We start from the raw sequence: 23,820 nt of genomic DNA on the forward strand, positions 1-23,820 counted from the left end.
ACAAATGGTTGGCGATGCGCCCGTTTCCACCTAGTCTGGCGCCCATGGTCGAAGACGCCCTCACCCAGTCCACCTTCCCCCCGACCGAGGACTTCGCCGCCCAGGCGAATGCCCAGGCAGATCTCTACTCACAGGCTTCGGAGGACCGGCTCGAGTTCTGGGCCGAGCAAGCCCGCCGCCTGGACTGGGACACCCCCTTCACCGAGACGCTCGACTGGTCCGGAGCGCCTGTCGCACGCTGGTTCGCAGACGGCACGCTCAACGCCTGTGACAACGCCGTCGACCGCCACGTGCGCGAGGGTCGAGGCGACCGCGTCGCCTTCCACTTCGAGGGCGAGCCCGGCGACACCCGCACCGTCACCTACGCAGACATGCAGCGCGAGGTGTCCAAGGCCGCCAACGGGCTCGAGTCGCTCGGCATCACCAAGGGCGACCGCGTCGCGATCTACCTGCCCCAGATCCCCGAGGCCGTGGTCGCGATGCTCGCCTGCGCGCGCGTCGGCGCCGTCCACTCGGTGGTGTTCGGCGGCTTCAGCGCGGAGAGCCTGCGCCAGCGCATCGACGACGCCCGGGCCAAGCTGGTCATCACGGCGGACGGCGGCAACCGGCGCGGCGCGCACCTGGCGCTCAAGCCGCTCGTGGACGCCGCACTGGCGCCGTCGGACGCCAACCCCACGCCGGCCGGGTCCGTCGAGCACGTGCTGACCGTCAAGCGCACCGGCCAGGACACCGCATGGGAGGAGGGCCGCGACGTCTGGTGGCACGACGTGGTCGATCCTGCATCGGAGCAGCACCAGCCCGTGATGGTGGAGGCCGAGCACCCGCTGTTCATCCTCTACACCTCAGGCACCACCGGCAAGCCCAAGGGCCTGTTCCACACCACCGGCGGCTACCTCACGGGCGCGTCGTACTCGCACCGCGTGGTGTTCGACATCAAGCCGGAGACGGACGTCTACTGGTGCTCCGCGGACGTGGGCTGGATCACCGGTCACAGCTACATCGTGTACGGGCCCATGATCAACGGCGCTACGCAGGTGCTCTACGAGGGAGTCCCGAACGCCCCGCACGAGGGCCGCTGGTGGGAGATCATCGAGAAGTACAAGGTGACGATCTTCTACACCGCTCCCACCGCGATCCGCACGTTCATGAAGTGGGGCGAGGCGATCCCGGCGAAGTTCGATCTGAGCTCGCTGCGCTTGCTGGGCTCCGTCGGCGAGCCCATCAACCCCGCCGCGTGGCTCTGGTACCGCCGCGTGATCGGCAGCGACCGCTGCCCCATCGTGGACACGTGGTGGCAGACGGAGACGGGCTCGATCATGATGTCGCCGCTGCCGGGCGTCACGGAGACCAAGCCCGGCTCCACTCAGGTGCCGCTGCCCGGCGTGTCGATCGAGGTCGTGGACGACGAGGGCCAGCCCGTGGGCGTCGAGGAGGGCGGCTACCTGGTGGCATCCGAGCCGTGGCCGTCCATGCTGCGCGGCATCTGGGGCGACCCCGAGCGCTACCAGGAGACGTACTGGGATCGCTTCCCCGGCAAGTACTTCGCGGGTGATGGCGCCAAGCGCGACGCGGACGGCGACATCTGGCTGCTGGGGCGCGTGGACGACGTCATGAACGTCTCCGGCCACCGGCTGTCGACCACCGAGATCGAGAACGCGCTGGTGTCGCATCCGTGGGTCGCCGAGGCCGCCGTCGTGGGTGCCGCGGACGAGACCACCGGCCAGGCGGTCGTGGCGTTCGTCGTGGTGAAGTCCGACGGCGCGGGCGCGGTCGCCTCAGGACACGAGGTCGCGGTCGCGCTGCGCGAGCAGGTCCGCAAGGAGATCGGCGCGCTCGCCAAGCCGCGGACCATCCTGGTGGTCTCCGAGGTGCCCAAGACGCGATCGGGCAAGATCATGAGGCGACTGCTGCGCGACGTCGCCGAGCACCGTCACGTGGGCGACGTGACCACGCTCGCGGACTCGTCGGTGATGGACGCGATCTCGCAGGGGCTGGAGTCCGGCAAGGCGGACACGGACTAGTCCCGCGGGGCCTCGCTCGCGGGCCCGGGCGACCGGCTGAACGCGAGCGCCGGCTGGCGGGGGCGCACCGCCACCTCTGCGTCCGGTCGCACGTCCGCGCCGCCGATCACGCGGGCGTCGATGGGCGCCTCGAGGCCCGGCAGGTCGAGCGTCACCACGGCATCGTGCCCGAAGTACTGGACCCGCCGCACCAGCGCCGGCGTCCCGTGCGGACCTCCCAGCTCGAGGTGCTCGGGACGCACCACCAGCTCCACCGCGTCACCGTTGCGGGCGCTGTGACCCACGGCCATGCGCGCCGCGATGGTGCCGAGCGCGCACTCCGCGACGCCGTCGCGCCACGTCCCGTGCAGGGTCACGGCTCCTCCCACGAACCGTGCCACCCAGGGGGAGCGCGGCTGTGAGTACACCTCGGAGGGGCTGCCGTCCTGCTCCAGGCGCCCGTCCGCGAGCACGATCACACGGTCCGCCATCGACAGCGCCTCGTCCTGATCGTGCGTCACGAGCACTGCTGTGGTGCGAGTGCTGCGCAGCACCTGACTGACCTGCGCGCGCACCTCGCCGCGCAGCGAGGCATCGAGAGCGGAGAACGGCTCGTCCAGCAGCACCAGATTCGGCTCGGGGGCGAGCGCCCGGCCCAGGGCGACGCGGTGGCGCTGGCCACCGGAGAGCTCTCCCGGCATGCGATGCTCCAGCCCCCTCAGCCCCACGAGGTCCAGCAGCTCGCTCACGCGGGCAGAGTCGCGTTCGCGCCGTGGCAGCCCGTAGGCGATGTTGGCGCGCACGTCCAGATGCGGGAACAGAGCGGCGTCCTGCGGCACCAAGCCGATGCGCCTGCGCTGCGGCGGCACGTCGACGCGGGGTCCCGCGAGCACGCGGCCGGCCGCCACGATCGCGCCCTCGAGCGGCCGATGCAGCCCGGCGATCACTCGCAGCAGCGTGGACTTGCCCGAGCCGGACGGTCCGAGCACGGCAGCGAACGCGCCGCTGGGGACCACGAAGCTCACTCCATGGAGGACGGGCGAGCCGTCGTAGGCCGCCACGATCTTGCGCACCTGCAGCTCGCTCACTCGAACTCCTCGACTCGGGTCGCACCGGCCACGGCCTCACGCGTCAGCAGCACCACCGGGACGGCGGCGACCACCACGAGGGCGAGGGCATACGGAGCGGCCGCCGCATAGGCCGAGATGTCCGTCAGCCTCCACAGCGACGTGGCCAGGGTATCCGTCGTGGTGGGGCGCAGCAGCAGCGTCGCGGGCAGCTCCTTCATCGCCGTGAGGGCCACCAGCAGCGCACCGGCGCCGATGCCCGGCGCAGCGATCCTCGCGGTCACTCGCATCCAGGTCCCGGCGACCCCGGAGCCCAGCGTGCGCGCCACGTCCTCGAGGCCCGGCTCGACGCGTTCGATGCTGGAGCGCACGGCGCCCACCGCCTTGGGCAGGAACAGCACCCCGTACGCGAAGGCGAGGATCCACACCGACTGGTAGAGGGCGGGGACGACCTGCAGCGAGAAGTAGACCAGAGACAGGCCCACGACGATCCCCGGCAGCGCCAGGCCCACGTAGCTCGCGGACTCGGCGCCCGTGGCCAGCCGCGACGGATGCCGGGCCGCGAGGATGCCGATCGGCAGCGCGAGCGCGAGGGCGATGAGCGCACCGGCGGCCGCGAGGCCCACGGTGGTCAGCGCATCGGCGGCCACGTCGCCTGCGGACACGACGGTGCCGCTCGAGGGCTGCGAGCCCAGGTAGCGCAGGAGCGCGCCCAGCGGCACGCCGAGCGACAGCGCCGCGATGGCCGCCAGCGCCACCTGCACGGGAACTCTCCAGGGTCCGAGCACGACCGGCTGCACCGTTCCGCGGGCAGCCACCGTGGAGCCGAACCGCGTCTGGCGGCCACGCATCGCGCGCTCCGCGACCACGAGAGCGACTCCCATGGCGGCGAGAACGGTGGCCATCACGGCAGCCAGCGTGGGGTCGAAGCTCGAGGTGTAGGCCGCATGGATCGCCCAGGTGAACGCCTGGAAGCGCATGAGCGCGACTGCGCCGAAGTCGCTGAGGACGTAGAGAGCCACCAGTAGCACCCCCGCGAGCGCCGCCGGCCTCACCTGCGGCCACGTGACCTCCGCGAACGCGCGCGTGCGGGAGCGACCGAGGGTGCGAGCGACGTCCTCCTGCGCGCGGTCCGCCTGGCGCAGCGCCGCCAGCGTCGGCAGGGTCACCAGCGGGACGTTGCACAGCGTCAGGACGATCAGCGATCCCCAGAACCCGCGCACCGGCGTCAACGCCACCCAGCCGAAGGCCGCGACGTAGGACGGGATCGCCAGCGGCAGCGCTGCCAGCACGGTCCACGTCCGCCGCAGCGGCAGGTCCGTGCGCGCGAGCACCCACGCGGTGGCGACTCCGAGCACCAGGCACGCCACCGACACCGCCGCCACGAGTCCCACGGTGTTGGCGGCGAGCTGAGCGGTGCGCGGACGCAGCAGCGTCTCAGCGACGGCACCCGACTCGGCCCCCGCGACGCGGACCACCAGGTACACCAGCGGTATCGAGGCCAGCGCGGCGGCCACGACGGCCGAGGCCGCCAGGGTCGCGCGACCCCAGGCGAACCTCCGCGGACGCGCGCTCGCCGCCACCGGATCCAGGAGGCGGGGCGCACGCATGGGGCGACTCTAGAGCAGGCCCACCTCAGCGAGCAGCGCCGTGGTCTCGGACAGGCTGTCGAGGTCGGACAGATCGAGATCCGTGTTGGTCAGGGAACCGATCTCGGGCAAGCCGTCGGGCGCCTCGACTCCCGACACCAGCGGGTACTCGTAGGTGGCCTCGACGAAGTACTGCTGGCCGTCCTCGGACACCAAGTACTCGAGGAACGCGATCGCATCGGCGTCCTCGGCCGCGCCTGCCATGAGCGCCGCGCCGGCGACGTTGACGATTCCGGCGGCATCGCCCGACTCCGGGAACACCAGCTGCGCGCGCATCGCGTCCGTACCCAGCTCGGACTCGAGGCGGTACCAGTAGTAGTGGTTGATGAGGCCCACCTGGATCTCGCCAGCCTGCGCCGCCTCGAGGATGGCGGTGTTGTTGGAGTAGATCTGCACGTCATTGGCGACCATGTCCTCGAGCCACGCGCGTGCGGCGTCCTCGCCCTCGAGCACCCTGAGCGCCGTCACGAAGGACTGGAACGAGGCGTTGGTGGGCGCGATGCCCACCTGGCCGGACCACTCGGGGTCGGTGAGCTCGGCGGCGGTGGTCGGGGCGGAGGCCTGGTCCACCTGCTCGGAGTCGATCACGAACACGCGGGCGCGCCCGGTGACGCCCACCCACGAGCCGTCGGTGGAGGTGTGGCCTGCGTCGACCGCGCTGGAGATGTCCTCCGGCAGGGTGGCGACCAGTCCGGCCTTCGCGACGGCGCCCAGCGCGCCGGCGTCCTGTGCGAAGTAGACGTCCGCCGGGGTGGCGTCGCCCTCCTCCTGCAGCAGCGCGGCCAGCTCCGTGGTGTCCGCATAGCGCACCTCGACCGCGACGCCCGAGGCCTCCTGGAAGTCGTCGATGAGCGGCTGGACCAGATCCTCGCTGCGGCCTGAGTAGACCACCAGCTCGCCGTCCGAGACGGGCTCGGCTGCGGCCGTGGCGGTGGGCTCCGCGTCGGCTTCACCGCTCGAGGTGCAGGCGGCGAGGGACAGGGACGCGACGACGATTCCGGTGAGCACGGTGGTGGAACGCATGGTGACCTTTCGGTGATGGGCTGCGGTGCCGGCGGGAACGCCCAGCGCACCGCGGGGCTGGTGGCGAGCGTAGCGGCCAAGGCGCCATTTACGCAATGATTACGTTGCCAAATCATACCCACCTGAGTCCAGTCGCCTTACCCTGCGCGCTGGTCGACTCGCGGGTCACAATGAGCCATGGCCCTTCACCACGAGCAGTTCGACACCATCATCATCGGCGGCGGCCAGGCCGGTCCCGGTCTCGCCTCGAAGCTGGACGCGCGCGGCGAGAGGGTCGCCGTGTTCCAGCAGAGCGCGTTCGGGGGCACCTGCCTCAACGACGGGTGCCGCCCCACCAAGGCGCTGCGCGCCTCGGCGCACGCCGCTCGTGCGGCCCGGACGGCCGATGCGTACGGCGTCCACGTCGAGGGCGTCACCGTGAACGTCGCCCAGGCGGTGGAGCGCAAGGACCGTCTCATCGACGGCTGGCGCCAGAGCGGCTCCGAGTACTACGAGGGCCACGAGTCCATCAGCTACGTCAACGCCCGCGCCCGCCTCGCCGGCAAGGACGGCGACCTCTACCGAGTCGAGTTCGATGGCCGAGTGGTGACGGCGCCGCGCATCGTGCTCAACCCCGGGGCGCGCTCCGTCCCGCCTGCGATCGACGGCCTGGAGCGGGTCGACTTCCTCGATCACCACACCTTGCTCGACCTCAAGGAGGCGCCCGAGCGGCTGCTGGTGATCGGCGGCAGCTACATCGGCCTGGAGCTCGGACAGATCTGGTCCCGGTTCGGATCGGAGGTGACCATCCTGCAGTCCGGCGAGCACGTCATGCCGCGCGAGGACCCGGACATCGCCGATGCGGCCGCGCAGTTCCTGCGCGACGAGGGCATCGAGGTGCGCACCGGGGTGACGATCACGCGTGCTGAGCCCGCGGGGACGGGCGCGCTGCTCACGCTCGCGGACGGCGAGCGCATCGAGGGCGACCGCGTGCTCGTCGCCGCCGGCCGCATCCCCAACAGCGATGACCTGGGACTCGACACCGTGGGAGTGACGACGAACGCGCGCGGCTACATCGAGACGGATGAGCACTTCCTCACGTCGGCGCCCGGCATCTACGCGCTCGGCGACGTCAATGGTCGCGGTGCGTTCACGCACACCAGCTACCAGGATCACGAGATTCTGGCAGACCACCTCGCGGGAGGCGCCCGGTCCGCCGCTGACCGCATCCCCACCTACGCGGTGTTCACGGACCCGCCACTGGGCCGCGTGGGCATGACGCTTGGCCAGGCGCGCGAGGCGGGCCTGAACCTGTCGGTGGCCGACTACGAGATGGCCAGCGTCACTCGCGCGGCACTCGACGGGGTGACCCCCGGCAGGGTGCGCCTCGTCATCGACGCGGACCGGGACCGCCTGGTGGGCGCGGCGGTGCTCGGCCTCCACGGCGACGAGGTGGTCCACGCCCTGTCCATGCTCATGCACGTGGACGGGCCTGCATCGGCACTTGGAACATGGCTGGCCATCCACCCCACGGTCGCCGAGTTCCTGCCCACCATCTACGGCGTCGCCGAGCCAGACTCCCGTCCGTGACGCTGACGGCGCACGCCTGGCGTGCTCCACGCCGTCTCGCATACTGAACGATTGTTCAGTATGGTGGTCGCATGTCCACGACGCCAGCGGGGAGAGAACGCATCGTCGACGCCGCGCTGCGCCTGTTCGCCGAGCGAGGTCACGACGCCGTGTCCGTCCGAGACATCGCTGCGGCGGCGAACGTGTCCGTGGGGCTGATCGCTCACCACTTCGGCTCCAAGGACGGGCTGCGTCGCGAGGTCGACGCCCAGGTGATCGGGTTGTTCGACGGCATGACCGACCCCGCCCTCGCGGCCACCAGCGGACCCGCCGCACACGTCGCCGATGGCTTCGCCGGGATGCTGCTCCAACAGTTGCCGCCAGGCTCCCCCATCCCCGCGTACCTGCGACGCCTGCTGCTGTCAGGCGACCCCGCCGGCCGTGCTCTCTTCCAGCGGTGGTACACGCTCAGCACGTCCCTGCTCGAGGGCATGACGGCAGCCGGAGCCGCCCGCGCATCGGCCGATCCCGAGGCCAGGGCGGCGTTCCTGATGGTCAATGACCTCGCGATGATCCTGCTCCATGAGCACATCGCGAGCGCGATCGGCACGGACCCGCTCGAGCCCGACGGCGCGGCGCGCTGGGCCGCGGGCGCCGTCGACGCCTACACCCACGGCATCTTCATCCCCACCGAGGAGACACCATGACACCCACCGCGATCGACACCGAGCGCTCCGTACGCACCAGCGGCCTGACCAAGGTCTTCGGCGAAGGCGAGGGGGCCGTCGAGGCCCTCAAGGGGATCGACCTCGACATCGCGTCGGGTGAGCTCGTCGTGATCCTGGGTCCGTCCGGATCCGGCAAGACCACGCTGTGCAACATCATCGGCGGCATCGACGGCGCCACGGCGGGAACGGTCGAGGTCGCAGGCGTCGACATCTCCCGTGAGGCCCCTGGGCGCCTGAGCGACTTCCGGCGCGACCACGTGGGGTTCATCTTCCAGTTCTTTAACCTCATCCCCACCCTCACGGCACGCGAGAACGTCGAGATGATCGTGGAGATGACCGGTCGCGGAGACAAGGGCCGCATCGCTGAGCTGCTCGAGGCTGTGGGCCTGGGCGACCGCATGGACAACTTCCCGGCGCAGCTGAGCGGTGGACAGCAGCAGCGCGTCGCCGTGGCCCGCGCGCTCGCCACGGACCCGGACATCCTGTTCGCGGACGAGCCGACGGGCGCGCTCGACCTCCCCACGGGGCGGCAGATCCTGGAGCTGCTGCAGGACCTCAACGCGCAGGGTCGCACCGTCATCATCGTCACGCACAACGCCTCCGTCGCTCAGATCGCGCACCGCGTGGTGACCATCGTCGACGGCCGCGTCGAGTCATCGGTCACCAACGAGGCGCCGGCACGCGCCGCAGACGTGACATGGTGAGGCCCGTGCGCGTCTCCAGCCGCAAGACCGCCCGCGACCTGCTGCGCCAGCGGTCGCAGGTGATCGCCGTCGCCATCACGATCGCCTTGGGCGTCGCGATGTACATCGCGACGGCGGGCGCTTTCCAGAACCTCAACGCCTCCTACGACGCCACCTACGAACGGCTCGCCTTCGCGGACCTGGTCGCCACCGGCGGCGATGTCGACGACGTCGCGCGGGCCGCAGTGGAGGCGGGCGCGAGCTCCGCCACCACCCGCACCCAGGTGGATCCGCCGCTGCTCATCGAGGACACCAAGCTGCTGGGCCGCGTGATCTCGATCCCGGCTGGCGAGCACCCCACCATCGACGATGTCGACGTCACGGACGGGTCCTACCCGGCCGCGGACGCTTCCGGCGACGTCCTGCTCGAGAGCCACGCCGCCGACACGTTCGGGCTGGGTCCGGGCGACACGCTCCAGGTCTTCGGTGCCCAGGGCTGGGTGGAGGTCACCGTGGCCGGCGTCGTGGACTCACCCGAGTACCTGTGGCCCGCGCGGTCCCGGCAGGACATCCTGAGCGATCCGTACTCGTTCGCTGTGGTGTTCGCGCAGGAGGATGCGGTGGCGCGATGGTTCGATGTCCCGCCCAACCAGACGCTCGCCCTGCTGCCGGCCGATGCGAGCGCGGCGTTGGAGGACGACGTCACCGACGCGATGACAGCGGCCGGAGCATCCTCCGTCATGACGCAGGAGGACCAGCCGTCCAACGCGACCCTGTCCGAGGACCTCCAGGGCTTCGACCAGATGTCGGTGGCGTTCCCCGCACTGTTCCTCATCGCCGCCGGCGTCGCCGCGTGGGTGCTGCTCACGCGCCGGATCCTGCAGGAGAAGCCCGTGATCGGGACGCTGATGGCGGCGGGCGCGCGTCGCGGCCGGGTGCTGCGGCACTACTTGAGGCAGGGCCTGTGGATCGGCACGATCGGCTCGGTGCTCGGCGTGGGCCTGGGCGTGGTCGCGAACAGCGCGATCACCACGGCGTACACCGGGTTCATCGGGGTGCCCGACACCGTGATCATGAACTACCCGTGGATGCTCGTCGCGGGGCTCGCCTTCGGCGCCGTGGTGGGCGTGCTCGGCGCGCTGGGCCCTGCCGTGACTGCGAGCCGTACGTCACCCGCGGCCGCCATGCGGACACAGGCCGGCGCATCGGCGCCTGGTGCATGGAGCCGCTTCGTGGCGCGCCAGTCCTGGCTGCCGGTGAGCGCCCGCATGGCGCTGCGTGACCTGGTCCGCTCCAAGCGGCGCACCTTCGCGACCATGGTGGGCACAGTGCTGGCGCTCGTGATGATCCTCACCTCCGTGGGCATGATGACCTCGATCATGCAGGCCATCTCGATCCAGTACGAGGACATCAACCTCGAGGACGGCACGGTGGTCACGCAGGCCGGCACGGTGACGGCCGATGCGCTGGCTGCGGTGGACGGCGTCGCCGCTGTGGAGACGACGCACCTGGGACAGGTCACCGTCGTGGGTGATGACGATTCGTACGTGACGGCGCTGCACGGCTTCCAGCCGGACACGCAGATGCACGGGTTCGTGGGCAGGGACGGCGAAGCGGTCGCGCTGCCGTCGGGCGGAGTGCTGGCGGGCCACAGCATCAGTGAGCTGCTGGACGTGGTCGAGGGCGACACGATCACGCTGCACACCGACGCCGGCGACTCGGCGGTGGTGATCGAGGCGTTCCTCGATGAGCCCATCGGCACGTCTGTCTATGCGAGCAACGAGGTCGCTGCGTCCTTGCTGCCCGGCGGCGACACGGAGTCCTTCGCCCTCGCGTTTCAGGACGGTGCCGATCGGGACGAGCTGCGCCAGACGGTCACCCAGATCGACGGCGTAGTCGCGTACCAGGACTCGCGAGCGATCATCGCGACCGTCGACGACTACCTGGGCCTGTTCTGGGTGTTCATCGGCGTGATGATCGTCCTCGGCACCGTGCTCGCGCTCGCAGTCATGTACGTGACCATGGCTGTCAACGTCGTGGAGCGCACGGGAGAGCTGGCGACCCTGCGCGCCGCCGGGGTGCCGCTGCGACGCGTGGCGGGCGCGATCGCGACGGAGAACATGCTGGCAACGCTGGCGGCGATCCCGCTCGGACTGCTCCTGGGCGTGTGGTCCGCGGCGGCGTTCCTGCAGACGTTCAACGACGATCTGTTCACCCTCGAGCTGCGGTGGGCCTGGTGGACGCTGCCTGCCGCGGCGCTGGGCGTGCTGCTCGCGGCGCTGGTTTCCCAATGGCCCGCGTCGCGGCAGATCCGCACGGTCGACATCGCCACGGTGGTCAGGGAGCGAGCCGCCTGACCCCGGGCGCCCCTCTCCCTTCTCGCGGTCCCCGTCCCCCGACCCCCGCCCTAGAATCTGGCACCATTTTCATCGCCTCACGGCGTCTTTGAGGAAGAAACGTCCACGGCGGCGGCGGACTGCGGCCGATGCGCGGGGCGCCGGGGGAGTGAAAGGCCTGTTGCCAGCCGGAGCGCCGGAGCAGCCAAGCCCGGCCGCCGCCCGGTCCGCCGAGCGTCGTGGTGTGCCTCAGAGTGGAGCATTCTTAATCGCGCCGGGCCTTAGGCGGTGAAAATGGTGCCAAATTCTGAGAGGCGGTGATCAGCCCAGGAGCTCCTTGGCCGCCCACCAGATCGCGGCCAGCGCCAGCAGCGCGCCCAGCAGCAGGAACACATACGTGGCCCACCGGTGGCCATGGCGCAGGGCGAGGCCCAGCGTCAGCCCCACCGCGATGATCGCGACGCCCACGAGCACCATGCGCACGTGATCGCCGATCGCGCTCGACTCTGGGCCGTCCACGAACTCCGCGCCCAGGAACGCGTAGGCGATCACGGCGAATCCGACCAGCGACCCCGCTCCGATCACGGTCAAACCTGCTGCCCTCATTCCACGGACGCTACTGCAGTGGGGCCGCTGGCGTCGGCACCTCTCCGAACGCCGTTCCACAGCGCGCGCGATCATCGGAACACCCCTAGCATCGAGACATGTCCGATTCGACCCTTGTGCGTAGATTCACCGCCGCCGTCGCCGCTCTCCTGCTCTCGCTCGCGCTCAGCGCCTGCAGCTCGAGCGGCGGCGACGAGCCGTCCCCCGACTCCGGAGGCGACGGCGCGGACTCGGGGACCCCTGTCGCGGTGTCCGGCTTCGAGTTCGGCTATGACCTCGACGCTCCCACCGCGGCGGGCACTTACACGTTCGAGCTGACGAACGATGGCGCCATGCAGCACGACCTCGTGATCGAGGGCGGCGAAGCCTCGGGCTCCACCGCCGTGATCGCCCCTGGCGACACGGACAGCTTCACGGTGACGCTCGAGCCAGGCGAGTACACGCTGTACTGCTCCGTCGCGGGCCATCGCTCGCAGGGCATGGAGGTCACCTTCACGGTGGAGTAGGCGGCTGGCACAATCGCTGCATGCGCATCGAGCCGGCAGACCTGGATGCTGCCGACGTGCACAGGCTGCTCGATGAGCACCTCGCTCAGATGCGTGCGACGTCCCCCGCCTGCTCGGTGCACGCTCTCCCCCTCGAATCCTTGCGCGCTCCGCGCGTGCGCGCGTGGACCGCACGCGAGGAGGATGGCCGGCTGCTGGGCATCGGCGCACTGGCCGAGCTCGACCCCACCCACGGTGAGCTCAAGTCGATGCGCACCGTCGAGCGCGAGCGCGGCCGCGGCATCGGTGCGGCGATCCTCACGCATCTGCTGGGCGAGGCAAGCGCGCGTGGCTACGTCAGGGTGAGCCTCGAGACGGGATCCCAGGAGCCCTTCGCACCCGCGCATCGGCTCTATGAACGGCACGGCTTTCACGAGTGCCCACCCTTCGGCGGCTACGTGCCGGACCCTCACTCCCGGTTCTATGCCCGCCCCGTGGTCTCGCCCCAGCCAGGCAACCCGGCCCGCATGTCGTGGACGGACGTCTCGGCCGACGTGGTGGCACGGATCGAGGACCGCGTGCGAGCGCGCGTTGTGTCCGTCGTGGCCGCGCCCGCGGGCTTCAGCCCCGGCTTCGCTGGGCGCGCAACGTTCGAGTCAGGCGAGCGGCTGTTCCTCAAGGCGATCAGCGCGCGCCGCGACCCGTGGTCAGTCGACCTGGTGCGCAACGAGGCCACCCGGGTTCGCTCGTTGCCTGACGGGGTCCCTGCGCCACCCCTGCAGTGGTCGATGGACGACGGCGACTGGGCGGTCCTGGCCTTTCGCGCCATCGACGGTCGCCAGCCGAACCTCGCGGATTCGCCCGTGGACCGCAGCGCCGTGTTCGACGCCCTCCTGGAGCTGGCCGCGGTTCGACCCGGCACGGGTACCTCCCTGCCCACCTTCGCCGACAGCGCCGGCGACATGCTGCGCTCGTGGAGGTCGCTCGCGGAGCTGGTCACGCCAGAGCGCGAGAGAGTGCTCGCGGGCCTGGGGTCGCTCCGCGCATGGGTCGAGCGCCATCTCGACAGCTTGGTCGCGCTCGAGGAACCAGCGCTCGAGCACACCGCCGGCGACCGTCTGGTCCACGGGGACCTGCGCGCCGACAACGTCCTGGTGAGCGCTGACCGCGTGTGGCTCGTGGACTGGCCGTACGCGTGCGTGGGTGCCCCGTGGTTCGACCTGGCGGCGCTCATGCCGTCGATGGCGATGACCGGCGCCGGGCCCGCGCACACCATGTTCCGCGCGCACCCTCTCGCCACGTCCGTGTCGCCGGAGGCGGAGCGGTCCGTGGTGGCCGGGATCGCCGGGTACCTCACCGTGTCGAGTGCCCAGCCCGAGCTACCGGCCCTTCCGGGATTGCGCCTGTTCCAGCGAGCCCGGGCGCTACCCGCGGTCGACTGGCTCCGTCACATCACCCCAGGCCTGGTCTGAGGGCAAGGTCGCGCGACGGTCCAGCCACCTGTCCGCGCAGATGACCAGCCCCAGCGTGAACAAGCCCAGGCAGGCGCCCGCGATCACGTCGGACAGGAAGTGGTAGCCGAGATACATCCGCGTGGTGGCCACCAGGGCGATGATCGCCAACGAGGACAGGAACCACACCACGAGCACCCGCGTGCGCCGCTCATGGCGCCACAGCAGGTAGCCCGTGACGAGCACCAGGGTCGCGGCTCCAGTGGTGTGGCCTGACGGGAAGGAGAAGGACGTCTCGAACCCGGGGATGACCTGGAGCTCGTCAGCGGGGCGTGGCCGCTCGACGATCATCTTGACGACCATCGAGGTCACCGTGGAGAAGATCATCGCGCTGACCACCATCACGGGGTCGCGCCAGGACTTGGTGCGCCAGCCCCAGATCCCGCAGCCGATCGCGATGATGATGGGCAGCACCACAGGCCCGAACGCATGGGTGATCCACTCCATCGCGGTGGTGACGCCCTCGGAGCGGTTCTCCGCGAACCATGCGATGAGCGGTTCGTCGATGCCCTCGAACGCCTCGCGCTCGAGCACCTCCTCGAGGATCTCGGCGAAGGCCCAGAGCGCGAGCCCGCTCACGAGCAGGCCCGGGAGCAGCACGCGCACCATGCCCGGGAGTCTCATCCATGCGTCACGAATCATCCATCCATGCTAGATCGCGCGCACACGGCGCCCCGACCTATCCGCGCAGGTCGCGTGCCCGGTACGCCACGACGCCCACCGCCACGAGCAGCGCACCCACACCCACCAGCAGGCCCAGGTGCCACCACGTCATGCCGTCGACGAGGGGGTTGGGGGTCGAGTAGTAGTAGAAGGGCGAGACGCGCGCCCAGTCCGCGAGGTCGGGGTTCACCGGCACGAAGCTATTGATGCCCCACCCCAGGATCGCCACGCCGGTGCCGGCGCCCACCGCGACGTCGTGACGGCCGGTGAGCCCGCCTGCCACGAACGCGACGGCGCCGAGCAGCGTCCCGAGCCCCGCCAGCAGCAGCGCCGCCGCCGCGATGTGGCCCACGTCCATGCCCAGGCCCGCGATCGCGTTGCCGGCTGCGATCCCGGCGACCAGCGCGACCCCCACGATCAAGGATCCCGCCACGATCGCGACGGACATGCGCAGTGCGACCGCCGTGCGCGACACCGGCAGCGTCAGCAGCACGCTGGCCGTCCGCGACCTCTCCTCGCGCGCCAGCGCGGCGCCCGCGTTGATCGCCACCACGGCCACCGCCACCGGGCCCACGATCGACATCACCTCGCCGTAGTACCAGCCCTCCGGCGTCGAGAAGTCCGCGAAGCCCACCATCGCGAGGATCGCCTCCGGCATGGCGTCTACGACGCCGCCGATGTCCCCGGAGATCGCGCTGAACATCGGTCCCAGCACCGTCGCCTGGAATGCGAGGAAGCCGGCCGCGATGAGGAGCACGGGCCTCAGGTCAGAGAGCGCCTTCGCGGCGATGCCGCGCGTGGAGCCCCTGCCGGCGAGAAGCGACACCGCCCGGCCGATGCGCGGGTCGCCCTTGAGGCGCTCCACGAGCGGGGTCCGCACCGCGCCAGAGCCAAGGTCGCGCCTGTTCAGGCCCCACCACGCGAGGGTGCCGAGCGCGAGCGTCACGAGGAGGAGCACCGCCACGGCTGGCCAGTCCACGCCATTCACCATGGGCTGAGGCCCGGAGATCCAGTACCAGGGGGAGGCCTTCGCCCAGTCCTCCAGACCCTCGAACAGCGGCAGCAGGCCGGACATCAGGAATGAGACGACGATCAGCGCCACCGCGGCACCGGAGGCGAGACCGCGGTTGCCCGTCCACGCGCCAAGAGCGAGCGCGACAGCCGCGAACACGAGGCACACCGCGAGCATGTGCACGGTGGCCGCGGCAAGGTCGAGCGACCCCAGCGGCGTTCCTGCCAGAGAGGCCGCCGCGACGTAGGACAGCGATCCCAGCGCGCCAGCGCCCACCAGAACGGTCGCCAGCGCGAGGGTCTTCGACCCCAGCAGCCGTGACCGCGAGCGCGGCATGGCGCCCAGCACGTTCATGGTGCCGTTGGCCTCCTCGCCGGCGATCGCGGCCGCGGCGATCGAGACGCCGATTCCGGCGATCACGAACGGACCCAGGAAGTTGAACATGTTGCTCAGCATCAGTCCCGCCACCCCGCCGTCCGGGGTGATGCCCAGCAGCGACAGGTACGCCTCCGGCATCGAGGCGATGAAGTCGGTGGCCTCGTCACCCATGCCGGCGTAGGCCCACATCCCCATCCATGCGATCGCGAACAGCGACGCGACCCCGATGCTCGCGCCCAGCCACCGGTCCCGCAGCGACTTGAGATAGACGGTGCGCAGCATCACGCGGTCTCCGGGGCGCCGGCGCGCGCGCCGCGCTCGCCCGGCTCGTCGGGGTCGTCGCCCGCGGCGACCACCTCGTCGCGGTAGAACTCGAGGAAGATCTCGTCGAGGTCGACGCTCGCCGAGGACACCGACAGCACGTCGTGCGCCGTCGCGATGGTCAGCAGCGGCGCCATGGAACCCTCGAACTGCGCCGTGACGGTGGGGCCGTCGACGCTCACCTCGTGCACCCCATCCACCCCGTCGAAGGCGGACGCCGGCACCGGCGCCGCAAACTCGAGCTTGATCCGGCGCAGCGCCTTGTCCTGCAGCTCGCTCATGCGCTCCACCGCGATGAGGTGCCCTCGCCTGATGAACGCCACCCGGTCCGCGACGCGCTCGACCTCCGAGATCGTGTGAGAGGACAGGAACACGGTGCCGCCCGCATCGGCCATCTCGCGGAGCATGCTGTGGAACTCGAGCTGCACCAGCGGGTCCAGCCCGGTGATGGGCTCGTCGAGGATCACGGCCTCGGGCCGGTGCATCAACGCCTGGATGATGCCCAGCTTCTGGCGGTTGCCGGAGGAGTACTCCCGCACCTTCTTCGACAGGTCCGCGGCCAGCCGCTCGGTGAGCTCGTCGACGCGCGTCCAGTCCACTCCGCCGCGCAGGTTGCCCAGGTACTCGAGCGTCTGGCGGCCGGTGAGGTTCGGGTAGAGAGCGAGGTCGGACGGCAGGAAGCCGATGCGCCGATGGATCTCGACGGCGTCTCGCCGCGAGTCCAGGCCCAGCACCCGGCAGTGCCCGGAGGTGGGGCGGATCAGGTCCAGGATCGACCTGATGGTGGTGGACTTGCCTGCGCCGTTGGGCCCCAGGAACCCGAAGATCTCGCCGCGATGGATCTCGAAGCTCACGTCCTCGACCGCGGTGAAGGAGCCGTACCTCTTGGTGAGGCGATCGACCTCGATGACGGGGGTCTCGGTCATGACCCCTCCTTTCTGAGGAACTCGTCGAGCCGCTGCTCGAGCAGCGGCCATTCGTGCTCGAAGAACCGCACCATCTGGTCCAGGGAGCCGATGCGGTCGCGTCGGCTAGGGGGCGCGACGGCCAGTCCGGCGTCGGCAAGCGCGCGCAGGCCCGCGATGCGGGTGGTCTCGGTGCCGAGGATGCGGATCCACATGTCCTGCGGGACCTGGTAGACGGCGGCGCGGGAGCCGGGCTGGCGCGTGCGCTCGACCATGCCGGCCGCGGTGAGCGTGCGCAGCTGCGTGGACACGGAGCCCATGGACAGGTCCAGGGCGTCTGCCAGCTCCGCCTGAGTCTGCTCCGCTGGCTCGCACACCATCAGGTGGCCCAGGATGAGTCCGGCGGCGTGGGTGAGGCCGCCGTTCTCCCAGTACGCGGCAACGCGGCGTACGTACTCGGCACGCGCATCGGCTGTCCCCTCGCTCATGTTTCAGTTGTATCTGAACTCAATGAAACACGCAAGTGAACGGCAGGCAACCGGGCCCTCCGGGGGTGGTCGCGCACGCGCGGGCGTGCCACGATGGGCACATGCACGACGGCACCCCCTCCCCGAGCGCGACGGCGACCGACGGTCTCGACCGCTCGGAGCCCGCGCCCCTGCCCTCCGAGGCCAGCCCCGCGGTCGAGGAGCTGACCGCGCAGACTCCTGCGGACCCCGAGCCGCAACGCGAGGAGATCGACCCCGACGCGGAGCTGCCCGCGGACCGCTACCTGGACCGCGAGCTCTCCTGGCTGGCGTTCAACGAGCGGGTGCTGGAGCTCGCCGAGGACGAGGACACGCCGCTGCTGGAGCGTGCCCGCTTCCTCGCGATCTTCGCGTCCAACCTCGACGAGTTCTTCATGGTGCGGGTCGCGGGCCTCAAGCGCCGCATCGCCGCCGGCTTCGCCGTGCCGTCCGCGACCGGCATGAGCCCCACCCGCCTGGTCGAGGCCCTCACCGAGCGCGCGCATCAGCTCATGGACCGTCACGCTGACGTGTTCGAGGACCGGGTGCTGCCGCAGCTCCAGGAGCAGGGCATCCACCTGGTCCACATCGAGACCCTCGAGGAGGCGGAGCGCGAGCGGCTGCGCAAGCTGTTCCGCTCGGACATCTTCCCGGTGCTGACGCCGCTGGCCGTGGACCCCGCGCACCCCTTCCCCTACATCTCCGGCCTGTCCCTCAACCTCGCTGTCGAGCTCAAGGATCCGGACTCGGGCAAGCAGTTCTTCGCCCGCGTGAAGGTGCCGGAGACCCTGCCGCGGTTCCTCAGCGTCGACTCGGCGGGCCAGGCCGCCCAGGTGACCGATGCCTCCGCGCTGTCCGATGAGCCCCGCAGCTTCGTGCCACTCGAGGACGTCATCGCCGAGCACCTCGACTACCTGTTCCCCGGCATGGACGTGATCTCGAGCTTCACGTTCCGCGTGACCCGCAACGAGGACGTCGAGGTCGAGGAGGACGACGCGGAGAACCTCCTCAAGGCGATGGAGCGCGAGCTGCTGCGTCGACGGTTCGGCCCCGCCGTCCGGCTCGAGGTCGCTCAGGACCTGCCGCCCCACATCCGCGACCTGCTGGTGCGCGAGCTGGGCATCACCGAGCACGACGTGTTCCACCTGCCCGCGCCCCTGGACCTCACCGGCCTGAACGTCATCGCGGACCTCGACCGTCCCAAGCTCCAGTTCCCCGCCTTCAGGCCCACCACGCACCACCAGCTGGCACCCGTGGAGACCGCGGACGAGCAGAACGTGTTCGACGCGATCCGCCGCGGCGACATCCTGCTGCATCACCCGTACGACTCGTTCTCGACGTCCGTGCAGGCCTTCCTCGCGCAGGCCGCGACGGATCCCAAGGTGCTCGCCATCAAGCAGACGCTCTACCGCACCTCCGGCGACAGCCCCATCGTCGACGCCCTCATCGAAGCAGCGCGAAACGGCAAGCAGGTACTGGCGCTGGTGGAGATCAAGGCACGGTTCGATGAGCAGCAGAACATCGGCTGGGCCCGCAAGCTCGAGAAGGCCGGCGTTCACGTCGTGTACGGGCTGGTGGGGCTCAAGACCCACTGCAAGCTGTCCCTCGTGGTGCGCCAGGAGGACGAGGGCCTGGTGCGCTACTGCCACGTGGGCACCGGCAACTACCACCCCAAGACTGCGCGGCTCTACGAGGACTACGGCCTGCTCACGCGCGACTCCGAGGTGGGCGCGGATCTCACCAAGCTGTTCAACCAGCTGTCCGGATACGCCCCCAAGGCCAAGTTCCGTCGCCTCATCGTCGCGCCCACGGGCGTGCGACTGGGCCTCATCGACCGCATCGAGAAGGAGGCGGCGCGCGCCCGCGACGGCAAGGAGGCGTGGGTCCGCATCAAGGTCAACTCGATCGTCGACGAGAAGACCATCGATGCTCTCTACCGCGCCTCGCAGGCCGGCGTGGACGTGGACCTGGTGGTGCGCGGCATCTGCGCGCTGCGGCCAGGCGTGCCTGGGCTCTCGGAGAACATCCGGGTGCGCTCCGTGCTGGGCCGGTTCCTCGAGCACTCCCGCGTGTTCGCGTTCGCGAACGACGGCGATCCGGAGGTGTTCATCGGCTCGGCAGACCTCATGCACCGCAACCTGGACCGCCGCATCGAGGCGCTCATCACCATCGTCGCGGACCAGCAGAAGGAGTTCCTGCTGGACAACATCGCGATGATCATGTCCGACGACTTCATCGCGTGGGAGCTGGGCTCCGATGGCGCGTGGGTGCGTCAGGACGAGGCCGTCGACGGCACCCGCCTCAAGGACGTCCAGGCCACCTACATCAAGCGCCAGCCCAAGCGGAGGGCCAAGCGCAAGTGAGGCGCTACCCGCCCGGCACGGTGATCGCGGCCGGCGCGCTCGTGTGGCGCGTGAAGAACGACCAGCTGCAGGTGCTCGCGGTTCACCGCCCCAGATACGACGACTGGTCGTGGCCCAAGGGCAAGCTCAACGTGGGCGAGACGCTGCCGGCCTGCGCGATCCGTGAGGTCGCCGAGGAGACCGGCAAGCAGGTGGTGCTCGGGCAGCCCCTGCCCACGCTGCGCTATCCCACCGGCGGCAAGACCAAGGTGGTCAAGTACTGGGCCGCGCAGGTGGTGAGCGGCGGCTCCACCGTCAAGGCTCGCCCGCCGGTGAAGGATGCCTCCAAGCACGAGATCGACAAGACCCGCTGGCTCACCGTGGAGGAGGCGCGCAAGCGCATCACCTTTCGCGACGACCTCAGGCCTCTCGAGGTGCTGGTGGACGCGTACGAGAACGACCGTCTCGACACACGCGCGTTCGTCCTGGTCCGCCACGCACGTGCCAAGCGCCGCAAGGCGTGGTCCGGCGAGGACATGGACCGGCCCATCACCAAGGCCGGCGCGGAGAGGGCACGCCAGCTGGTGCCGCTGTTCGCGGCCTTTGGAGCCAGGCACGTCGAGTCATCGCCCGCGCGCCGCTGTGTCTCCACGGTGGAGCCGTACGCGGACGCCGCAGGGTTGAAGGTCAACACTCACCGATCGCTCACCGAGCCCGGCCACGCCTCCAAGCCGCTCGCAACGGCCAACACCTTCGTGAAGCTGCTGGAGAAGCCATCAGGGCGGGTCGTGTGCGCCCACCGTCCCACGCTGCCAACCATCGTCGAGATGATCCGCGCCTCCACCCGCTGGTTCACTCGCGGGGCGCTGCCGCGCAAGAACCCGTACCTGCCCGCGGGTGGGGTGCTGGTGGCGCATGTGCTGGACACGGACTCCGGGGCGCGGGTGACCGCGATCGAGACGCACCTGCTGCAGGTGCATCCGTAGAGAAACCGCGAGGTGGGCGCTTCTACCCCAGTGACACTCGCAGAAGAAGGGCTCACCGCCCATCTCGGACGGCTCGCGGCGGCGGAGCACATGAAGCGACATCGGACTGGGAGCGCCAGTCGGCGCGAAGGCCGCTCGTGGCGGCTGGTGTTGGAGCCCGGGGCTGCCGCAGTCCGATGTCACTCACCACTGTACGCCCCTCGCGCGGGGACTCAACACCCCCGTACCTCGCGCCTCTCCCCTCCCGGAATTTGGCACCACTTTCCTCGCCTTGGCCGTCCGACGAGGAAGACGCCTCCACCCGAGTGGGAGGGGCCGATGCGCGGGTCACCACACGGTGACCCGACCGGCGTCCGTGGGATCAGGTGCGCATCGGCGGGATCCCGCACCCAGCGTGGAGGTATCTTCCTCACCAACGCCCTTGGGCGATGAAAGTGGTGCCAAATTCTGGGAGAGCTGGGGCTGACTGGAAGGCGGCCGATGCGCCGGCTCAATCCAGACGGTCCTCGCGCCACATCGCGGCGCAGCGCTCGAGGTCCTCGCCGGTGCGCAAGAGCTGGGCGGCCCTGAGCGAGGTCTGGTGGGCGCGACGGTCGTTGTGACCGTCGTCGGACTCGGCTTCGAAGGCCGCGCCGGTCGCGACCACCCGGCAGAACGCCCCGGCCCGCTCGAGCGCCACGGCCAGGTCGCCGGAGAACACGCCGGACAGCACCGAGTCCGCGAGCGAGCGCACCTCAGCAGGCCCCGGGGGGTCCTCCACTCCTGCGATCGCATGACGCACGTGCGCCGCGTGGACCCCGTGGTGATACGACCGCGCGACCGCCACCGAGTCGAACTTGACCCACTCGCGCAGCATGTAGATGCGCCACAAGGCTCCGGGCAGGGTGTGCGCGCCAGCCTTGGACCACATCATCGCGACGGTGTCGATGCCCTCCTCGTCCACGAGCCTCACCAGGCGCTCGGTGAGCTCGGGGTCGTGAGACGCGCGAGCCTGGGAGACCAGCGCGAGGGCGGTCTCGTGAGCGATCAGTCCGCGATCGGCGGGGTCGATGTCCCCCTCGATCTGCTCGGCCTCCTCCATGTCGAGCATGGCTGGACGCCGGAAGCGGGGCACTGCCAACTCAGGCGTCCTCGGACGTCTCGGCCCCCGCGCCCAAGGTGGTGCGCGCATCGGCCGGGGTGGCGCCTTCTTCGAAGGTCAGGGAGACGGAGTTGATGCAGAAGCGGTCGCCCGTGGGCGTCTGCGGGGCGTCGGGGAACACGTGGCCCAGGTGAGAGTCGCACGTGGCGCAACGCACCTCGGTGCGGATCATGCCCAGCGACATGTCCTCGCTCAGGGTGACAGCGTCGTTCTCGGCGGTGAAGAAGGACGGCCAGCCGCAGTGGCTGTCGAACTTGGTGTCGGAGCGGAACAGCTCGGCTCCGCACGCGCGGCAGCGGTAGACGCCATCGCGCTTGTTGTCGAGCAGCTCGCCGGTCCAGGGGCGCTCGGTGCCTGCCTCGCGCAGCACGTGGAACTCGTCGGGGCTCAGCTCGGCTCGCCACTGCTCATCGGTCTTCTCGATGCGGGGGATCATCGCGGCTCCTTCCGTCAGCCTTCAGACTACGCGTCCCGAGCGCACGTGACGCCCGGTCCGCTGAGGGGGGATGGACCGGGCGCCACGTGCTCTCACGGGGAGAGCCTGAGCGGCATCTCGCCGTGACAGGTTCATAGAGTCAGACGCGGGCGGGCCCGGATTTGTTCCCGCTCCGTCGCCGGCGCACGCCTGCCCCGCAGGTGTATCGGAGCATCCGACCGCTGCGCGGCGCCTCAGCACTCAGAGACGCCCATTCGAGGGAATCGCGGAGGCGGCCGATGCGTGGGCGAGGCGGGACGCTGGGGCGCGAGTGACGGACCATTGGGGCAGGTAGAGCAGCACATCGGACGATATTGCTCCGAAGGGTTGGCTTTTTCGCAACTTACCGCTAGCGTAATTCCCGCCGGTTCAGCCAAGGGCGAACCGCACGCGACGTCGACGTCCATGAATCCACCATCTGACAACGGAGAAACCATGCCTGTCGCCACTTCCGTGCGCATGCCCGCCATGCTCGCGGCCGCTGCTCTCGCTCTCGCCGCGTGCGCCACCGACTCTGACCCCGACGACAGCGCGGATCCCGCTGGCCAGGACGTCGACGCGGCGGTCGAGGAGACCACCGAGCCCGCCGAGGAGACCCCCACCGAGGTCACCATCACCACCGCGCAGGGCGAGGCCACCGTGCCGTTCCGGCCCCAGCGCGTGATCGTGGTCGAGCACGGCATCCTCGACACCATCGACTACCTGGGCGCGGGCGAATCCGTGGTGGGCATCCCCCACCACGCCGTCCCCAGCTACCTCGCGGACTACACCACGTCCACCGAGAACACCGGCACTCTGTTCGAGCCCGACTACGAGGCCATCAACGCCGCGGAGCCGGACCTCATCATCGTGGGCGGGCGTTCGGCCGCGACGCTGCCGGCGATGGAGGCCATCGCGCCCACCATCGACCTGTCCTTCGGCTGGGGCTCCGAGGCGTTCATGACCACCTTCGAGACCAACACCACCGCGTTGGGCCAGATCTTCGGCGCCGAGGACGAGGCCGCCGCAGCACTCGCCGAGGTCACCGCAGGCGCTCAGGCCGTCGCCGCCGACGCCGCGGACGAGGGCCCAGGCCTGGTGCTCATGACCAGCGCCGGCGAGGTCTCCGCGTACGGGCCGTCCGAGGAGGGCCGCTTCGACTTCGTCTACAACCTGCTGGGCGTCGAACCGGCGATCGACCAGGTCGCGATCGACGATCACGGCGACGCGATCTCGTTCGAGTTCATCGCCGAGGTGGACCCGTCGCTGCTGATCGTGCTCGACCGCGACGCCGCCATCGGCGAGGAGGGCGAGGCCGCCCAGGCCGTGCTCGACAACGAGCTCGTCAACAGCACCACCGCCGTGGCGAACGATAACGTCCTCTATGTCGACACCGAGAAGTGGTACCTGTCCTTCGGCGGGCTCACTTCCGTCAACACCATCCTCGACGAGGTCGGCTCGCTGGTCTCCTGACCT

Annotated in this window: 20 protein-coding genes; 10 read left to right on the forward strand and 10 right to left on the reverse strand. The window is 70.2% G+C overall.

Features of this window, described 5'->3' with window-relative positions; translation table 11 throughout:
* The first annotated feature begins 44 nt into the window (after window positions 1-44).
* A complete protein-coding gene (gene acs / locus Dac01nite_RS03000) occupies window positions 45-2,021 on the forward strand; it encodes an acetate--CoA ligase (RefSeq protein ID WP_239066472.1) in 1,977 nt (658 codons plus the stop codon).
* Here acs and Dac01nite_RS03005 read toward each other — a convergent pair.
* The 3 genes from Dac01nite_RS03005 to Dac01nite_RS03015 are packed head-to-tail and all read right to left on the reverse strand — an operon-like array spanning window position 2,018 to window position 5,739.
* The gene (locus Dac01nite_RS03005) at window positions 2,018-3,088 is read right to left on the reverse strand and encodes an ABC transporter ATP-binding protein (protein WP_203653281.1); all 1,071 of its coding nucleotides are present in this window, start codon (window positions 3,086-3,088) and stop codon (window positions 2,018-2,020) included. The two genes, acs and Dac01nite_RS03005, sit on opposite strands and share 4 nt — an antisense overlap.
* Window positions 3,085-4,677, reverse strand: coding sequence for an ABC transporter permease (locus Dac01nite_RS03010; protein ID WP_203653282.1), 1,593 nt, complete (start codon window positions 4,675-4,677; stop codon window positions 3,085-3,087). The genes Dac01nite_RS03005 and Dac01nite_RS03010 overlap by 4 nt, the downstream gene beginning before the upstream one ends.
* Before the next feature lie 9 nt (window positions 4,678-4,686).
* On the reverse strand, window positions 4,687-5,739 hold the full coding sequence (locus tag Dac01nite_RS03015; protein ID WP_203653283.1) for an extracellular solute-binding protein: 1,053 nt from the start codon (window positions 5,737-5,739) through the stop codon (window positions 4,687-4,689).
* Window positions 5,740-5,916: 177 nt separating this feature from the next.
* On the opposite strand from Dac01nite_RS03015, the gene Dac01nite_RS03020 reads away from it, so the two are divergent.
* The 4 genes from Dac01nite_RS03020 (at window position 5,917) to Dac01nite_RS03035 (ending at window position 11,055) form a co-directional block, all read left to right on the forward strand.
* Window positions 5,917-7,308 (forward strand): FAD-dependent oxidoreductase, encoded by a 1,392-nt coding sequence (locus Dac01nite_RS03020; protein WP_203653284.1) that lies wholly within the window; start codon window positions 5,917-5,919, stop codon window positions 7,306-7,308.
* Window positions 7,309-7,379: 71 nt separating this feature from the next.
* Complete coding sequence (locus Dac01nite_RS03025) at window positions 7,380-7,994, forward strand: TetR/AcrR family transcriptional regulator (protein ID WP_203653285.1); 615 nt, start codon at window positions 7,380-7,382, stop codon at window positions 7,992-7,994.
* On the forward strand, window positions 7,991-8,719 hold the full coding sequence (locus tag Dac01nite_RS03030; protein ID WP_203653286.1) for an ABC transporter ATP-binding protein: 729 nt from the start codon (window positions 7,991-7,993) through the stop codon (window positions 8,717-8,719). Before Dac01nite_RS03025 ends, Dac01nite_RS03030 begins: the two co-directional genes overlap by 4 nt.
* Window positions 8,720-8,724: 5 nt before the next feature.
* Window positions 8,725-11,055, forward strand: coding sequence for an ABC transporter permease (locus tag Dac01nite_RS03035; RefSeq protein ID WP_203653287.1), 2,331 nt, complete (start codon window positions 8,725-8,727; stop codon window positions 11,053-11,055).
* 300 nt (window positions 11,056-11,355) lie between these two features.
* Here the strand turns inward: Dac01nite_RS03035 and Dac01nite_RS03040 are convergent, their stop codons facing one another.
* On the reverse strand, window positions 11,356-11,640 hold the full coding sequence (locus tag Dac01nite_RS03040) for a hypothetical protein (RefSeq protein ID WP_203653288.1): 285 nt from the start codon (window positions 11,638-11,640) through the stop codon (window positions 11,356-11,358).
* A gap of 98 nt (window positions 11,641-11,738) precedes the next feature.
* On the opposite strand from Dac01nite_RS03040, the gene Dac01nite_RS03045 reads away from it, so the two are divergent.
* Together Dac01nite_RS03045 and Dac01nite_RS03050 are read left to right on the forward strand one after the other, a co-directional pair.
* Entirely contained in the window at window positions 11,739-12,146 is a 408-nt protein-coding gene (locus Dac01nite_RS03045; RefSeq protein WP_203653289.1) for a plastocyanin/azurin family copper-binding protein, read from the forward strand.
* Between the two features lie 20 nt (window positions 12,147-12,166).
* A complete protein-coding gene (locus tag Dac01nite_RS03050; protein WP_203653290.1) occupies window positions 12,167-13,597 on the forward strand; it encodes a GNAT family N-acetyltransferase in 1,431 nt (476 codons plus the stop codon).
* On the opposite strand, the gene Dac01nite_RS03055 is transcribed toward Dac01nite_RS03050, so the two are convergent.
* From Dac01nite_RS03055 to Dac01nite_RS03070, 4 genes are read right to left on the reverse strand one after another with little or no spacing between them, the layout of a single operon-like run.
* Entirely contained in the window at window positions 13,550-14,278 is a 729-nt protein-coding gene (locus Dac01nite_RS03055) for a phosphatase PAP2 family protein (protein ID WP_203653291.1), read from the reverse strand. The two genes, Dac01nite_RS03050 and Dac01nite_RS03055, sit on opposite strands and share 48 nt — an antisense overlap.
* Before the next feature lie 37 nt (window positions 14,279-14,315).
* A complete protein-coding gene (locus Dac01nite_RS03060; protein WP_239066514.1) occupies window positions 14,316-15,971 on the reverse strand; it encodes an efflux permease Rv1217c-related protein in 1,656 nt (551 codons plus the stop codon).
* Window positions 15,971-16,936: an ABC transporter ATP-binding protein gene (locus tag Dac01nite_RS03065; protein ID WP_203653293.1), complete on the reverse strand. Its 966-nt coding sequence runs from the start codon at window positions 16,934-16,936 to the stop codon at window positions 15,971-15,973. The genes Dac01nite_RS03060 and Dac01nite_RS03065 overlap by 1 nt, the downstream gene beginning before the upstream one ends.
* The gene (locus Dac01nite_RS03070) at window positions 16,933-17,403 is read right to left on the reverse strand and encodes a GbsR/MarR family transcriptional regulator (RefSeq protein WP_203653294.1); all 471 of its coding nucleotides are present in this window, start codon (window positions 17,401-17,403) and stop codon (window positions 16,933-16,935) included. Before Dac01nite_RS03070 ends, Dac01nite_RS03065 begins: the two co-directional genes overlap by 4 nt.
* A gap of 101 nt (window positions 17,404-17,504) precedes the next feature.
* Here Dac01nite_RS03070 and Dac01nite_RS03075 point away from each other — a divergent pair, with 101 nt between their 5' ends.
* Both Dac01nite_RS03075 and Dac01nite_RS03080 read left to right on the forward strand, forming a co-directional pair.
* On the forward strand, window positions 17,505-19,784 hold the full coding sequence (locus Dac01nite_RS03075; RefSeq protein WP_203653295.1) for an RNA degradosome polyphosphate kinase: 2,280 nt from the start codon (window positions 17,505-17,507) through the stop codon (window positions 19,782-19,784).
* Complete coding sequence (locus tag Dac01nite_RS03080) at window positions 19,781-20,749, forward strand: NUDIX hydrolase (protein WP_203653296.1); 969 nt, start codon at window positions 19,781-19,783, stop codon at window positions 20,747-20,749. Before Dac01nite_RS03075 ends, Dac01nite_RS03080 begins: the two co-directional genes overlap by 4 nt.
* A 490-nt stretch (window positions 20,750-21,239) precedes the next feature.
* Here Dac01nite_RS03080 and Dac01nite_RS03085 read toward each other — a convergent pair whose 3' ends face one another.
* Window positions 21,240-21,863: a hypothetical protein gene (locus Dac01nite_RS03085; protein ID WP_308438274.1), complete on the reverse strand. Its 624-nt coding sequence runs from the start codon at window positions 21,861-21,863 to the stop codon at window positions 21,240-21,242.
* A 7-nt stretch (window positions 21,864-21,870) separates the two neighbouring features.
* Window positions 21,871-22,326, reverse strand: coding sequence for a peptide-methionine (R)-S-oxide reductase MsrB (msrB, locus tag Dac01nite_RS03090; RefSeq protein WP_203653297.1), 456 nt, complete (start codon window positions 22,324-22,326; stop codon window positions 21,871-21,873).
* A gap of 474 nt (window positions 22,327-22,800) precedes the next feature.
* On the opposite strand from msrB, the gene Dac01nite_RS03095 reads away from it, so the two are divergent.
* The gene (locus Dac01nite_RS03095) at window positions 22,801-23,817 is read left to right on the forward strand and encodes a siderophore ABC transporter substrate-binding protein (RefSeq protein ID WP_203653298.1); all 1,017 of its coding nucleotides are present in this window, start codon (window positions 22,801-22,803) and stop codon (window positions 23,815-23,817) included.
* Window positions 23,818-23,820 lie beyond the last annotated feature (3 nt).

It is taken from the genome of Demequina activiva (genome assembly GCF_016862815.1).
Classification (GTDB): Bacteria; Actinomycetota; Actinomycetes; order Actinomycetales; family Demequinaceae; genus Demequina; species Demequina activiva.

Bases quoted from the DNA above. Each gene is read 5' to 3' on its own strand.
- acs (WP_239066472.1), top strand. From the start codon at position 45: ATGGTCGAAGACGCCCTCACCCAGTCCACCTTCCCCCCGACCGAGGAC.
- Dac01nite_RS03010 (WP_203653282.1), bottom strand. From the start codon at position 4,677: ATGCGTGCGCCCCGCCTCCTGGATCCGGTGGCGGCGAGCGCGCGTCCG.
- Dac01nite_RS03015 (WP_203653283.1), bottom strand. From the start codon at position 5,739: ATGCGTTCCACCACCGTGCTCACCGGAATCGTCGTCGCGTCCCTGTCC.
- Dac01nite_RS03020 (WP_203653284.1), top strand. From the start codon at position 5,917: ATGGCCCTTCACCACGAGCAGTTCGACACCATCATCATCGGCGGCGGC.
- Dac01nite_RS03025 (WP_203653285.1), top strand. From the start codon at position 7,380: ATGTCCACGACGCCAGCGGGGAGAGAACGCATCGTCGACGCCGCGCTG.
- Dac01nite_RS03030 (WP_203653286.1), top strand. From the start codon at position 7,991: ATGACACCCACCGCGATCGACACCGAGCGCTCCGTACGCACCAGCGGC.
- Dac01nite_RS03040 (WP_203653288.1), bottom strand. From the start codon at position 11,640: ATGAGGGCAGCAGGTTTGACCGTGATCGGAGCGGGGTCGCTGGTCGGA.
- Dac01nite_RS03045 (WP_203653289.1), top strand. From the start codon at position 11,739: ATGTCCGATTCGACCCTTGTGCGTAGATTCACCGCCGCCGTCGCCGCT.
- Dac01nite_RS03050 (WP_203653290.1), top strand. From the start codon at position 12,167: ATGCGCATCGAGCCGGCAGACCTGGATGCTGCCGACGTGCACAGGCTG.
- Dac01nite_RS03055 (WP_203653291.1), bottom strand. From the start codon at position 14,278: ATGATTCGTGACGCATGGATGAGACTCCCGGGCATGGTGCGCGTGCTG.
- Dac01nite_RS03060 (WP_239066514.1), bottom strand. From the start codon at position 15,971: ATGCTGCGCACCGTCTATCTCAAGTCGCTGCGGGACCGGTGGCTGGGC.
- Dac01nite_RS03065 (WP_203653293.1), bottom strand. From the start codon at position 16,936: ATGACCGAGACCCCCGTCATCGAGGTCGATCGCCTCACCAAGAGGTAC.
- Dac01nite_RS03070 (WP_203653294.1), bottom strand. From the start codon at position 17,403: ATGAGCGAGGGGACAGCCGATGCGCGTGCCGAGTACGTACGCCGCGTT.
- Dac01nite_RS03075 (WP_203653295.1), top strand. From the start codon at position 17,505: ATGCACGACGGCACCCCCTCCCCGAGCGCGACGGCGACCGACGGTCTC.
- msrB (WP_203653297.1), bottom strand. From the start codon at position 22,326: ATGATCCCCCGCATCGAGAAGACCGATGAGCAGTGGCGAGCCGAGCTG.
- Dac01nite_RS03095 (WP_203653298.1), top strand. From the start codon at position 22,801: ATGCCTGTCGCCACTTCCGTGCGCATGCCCGCCATGCTCGCGGCCGCT.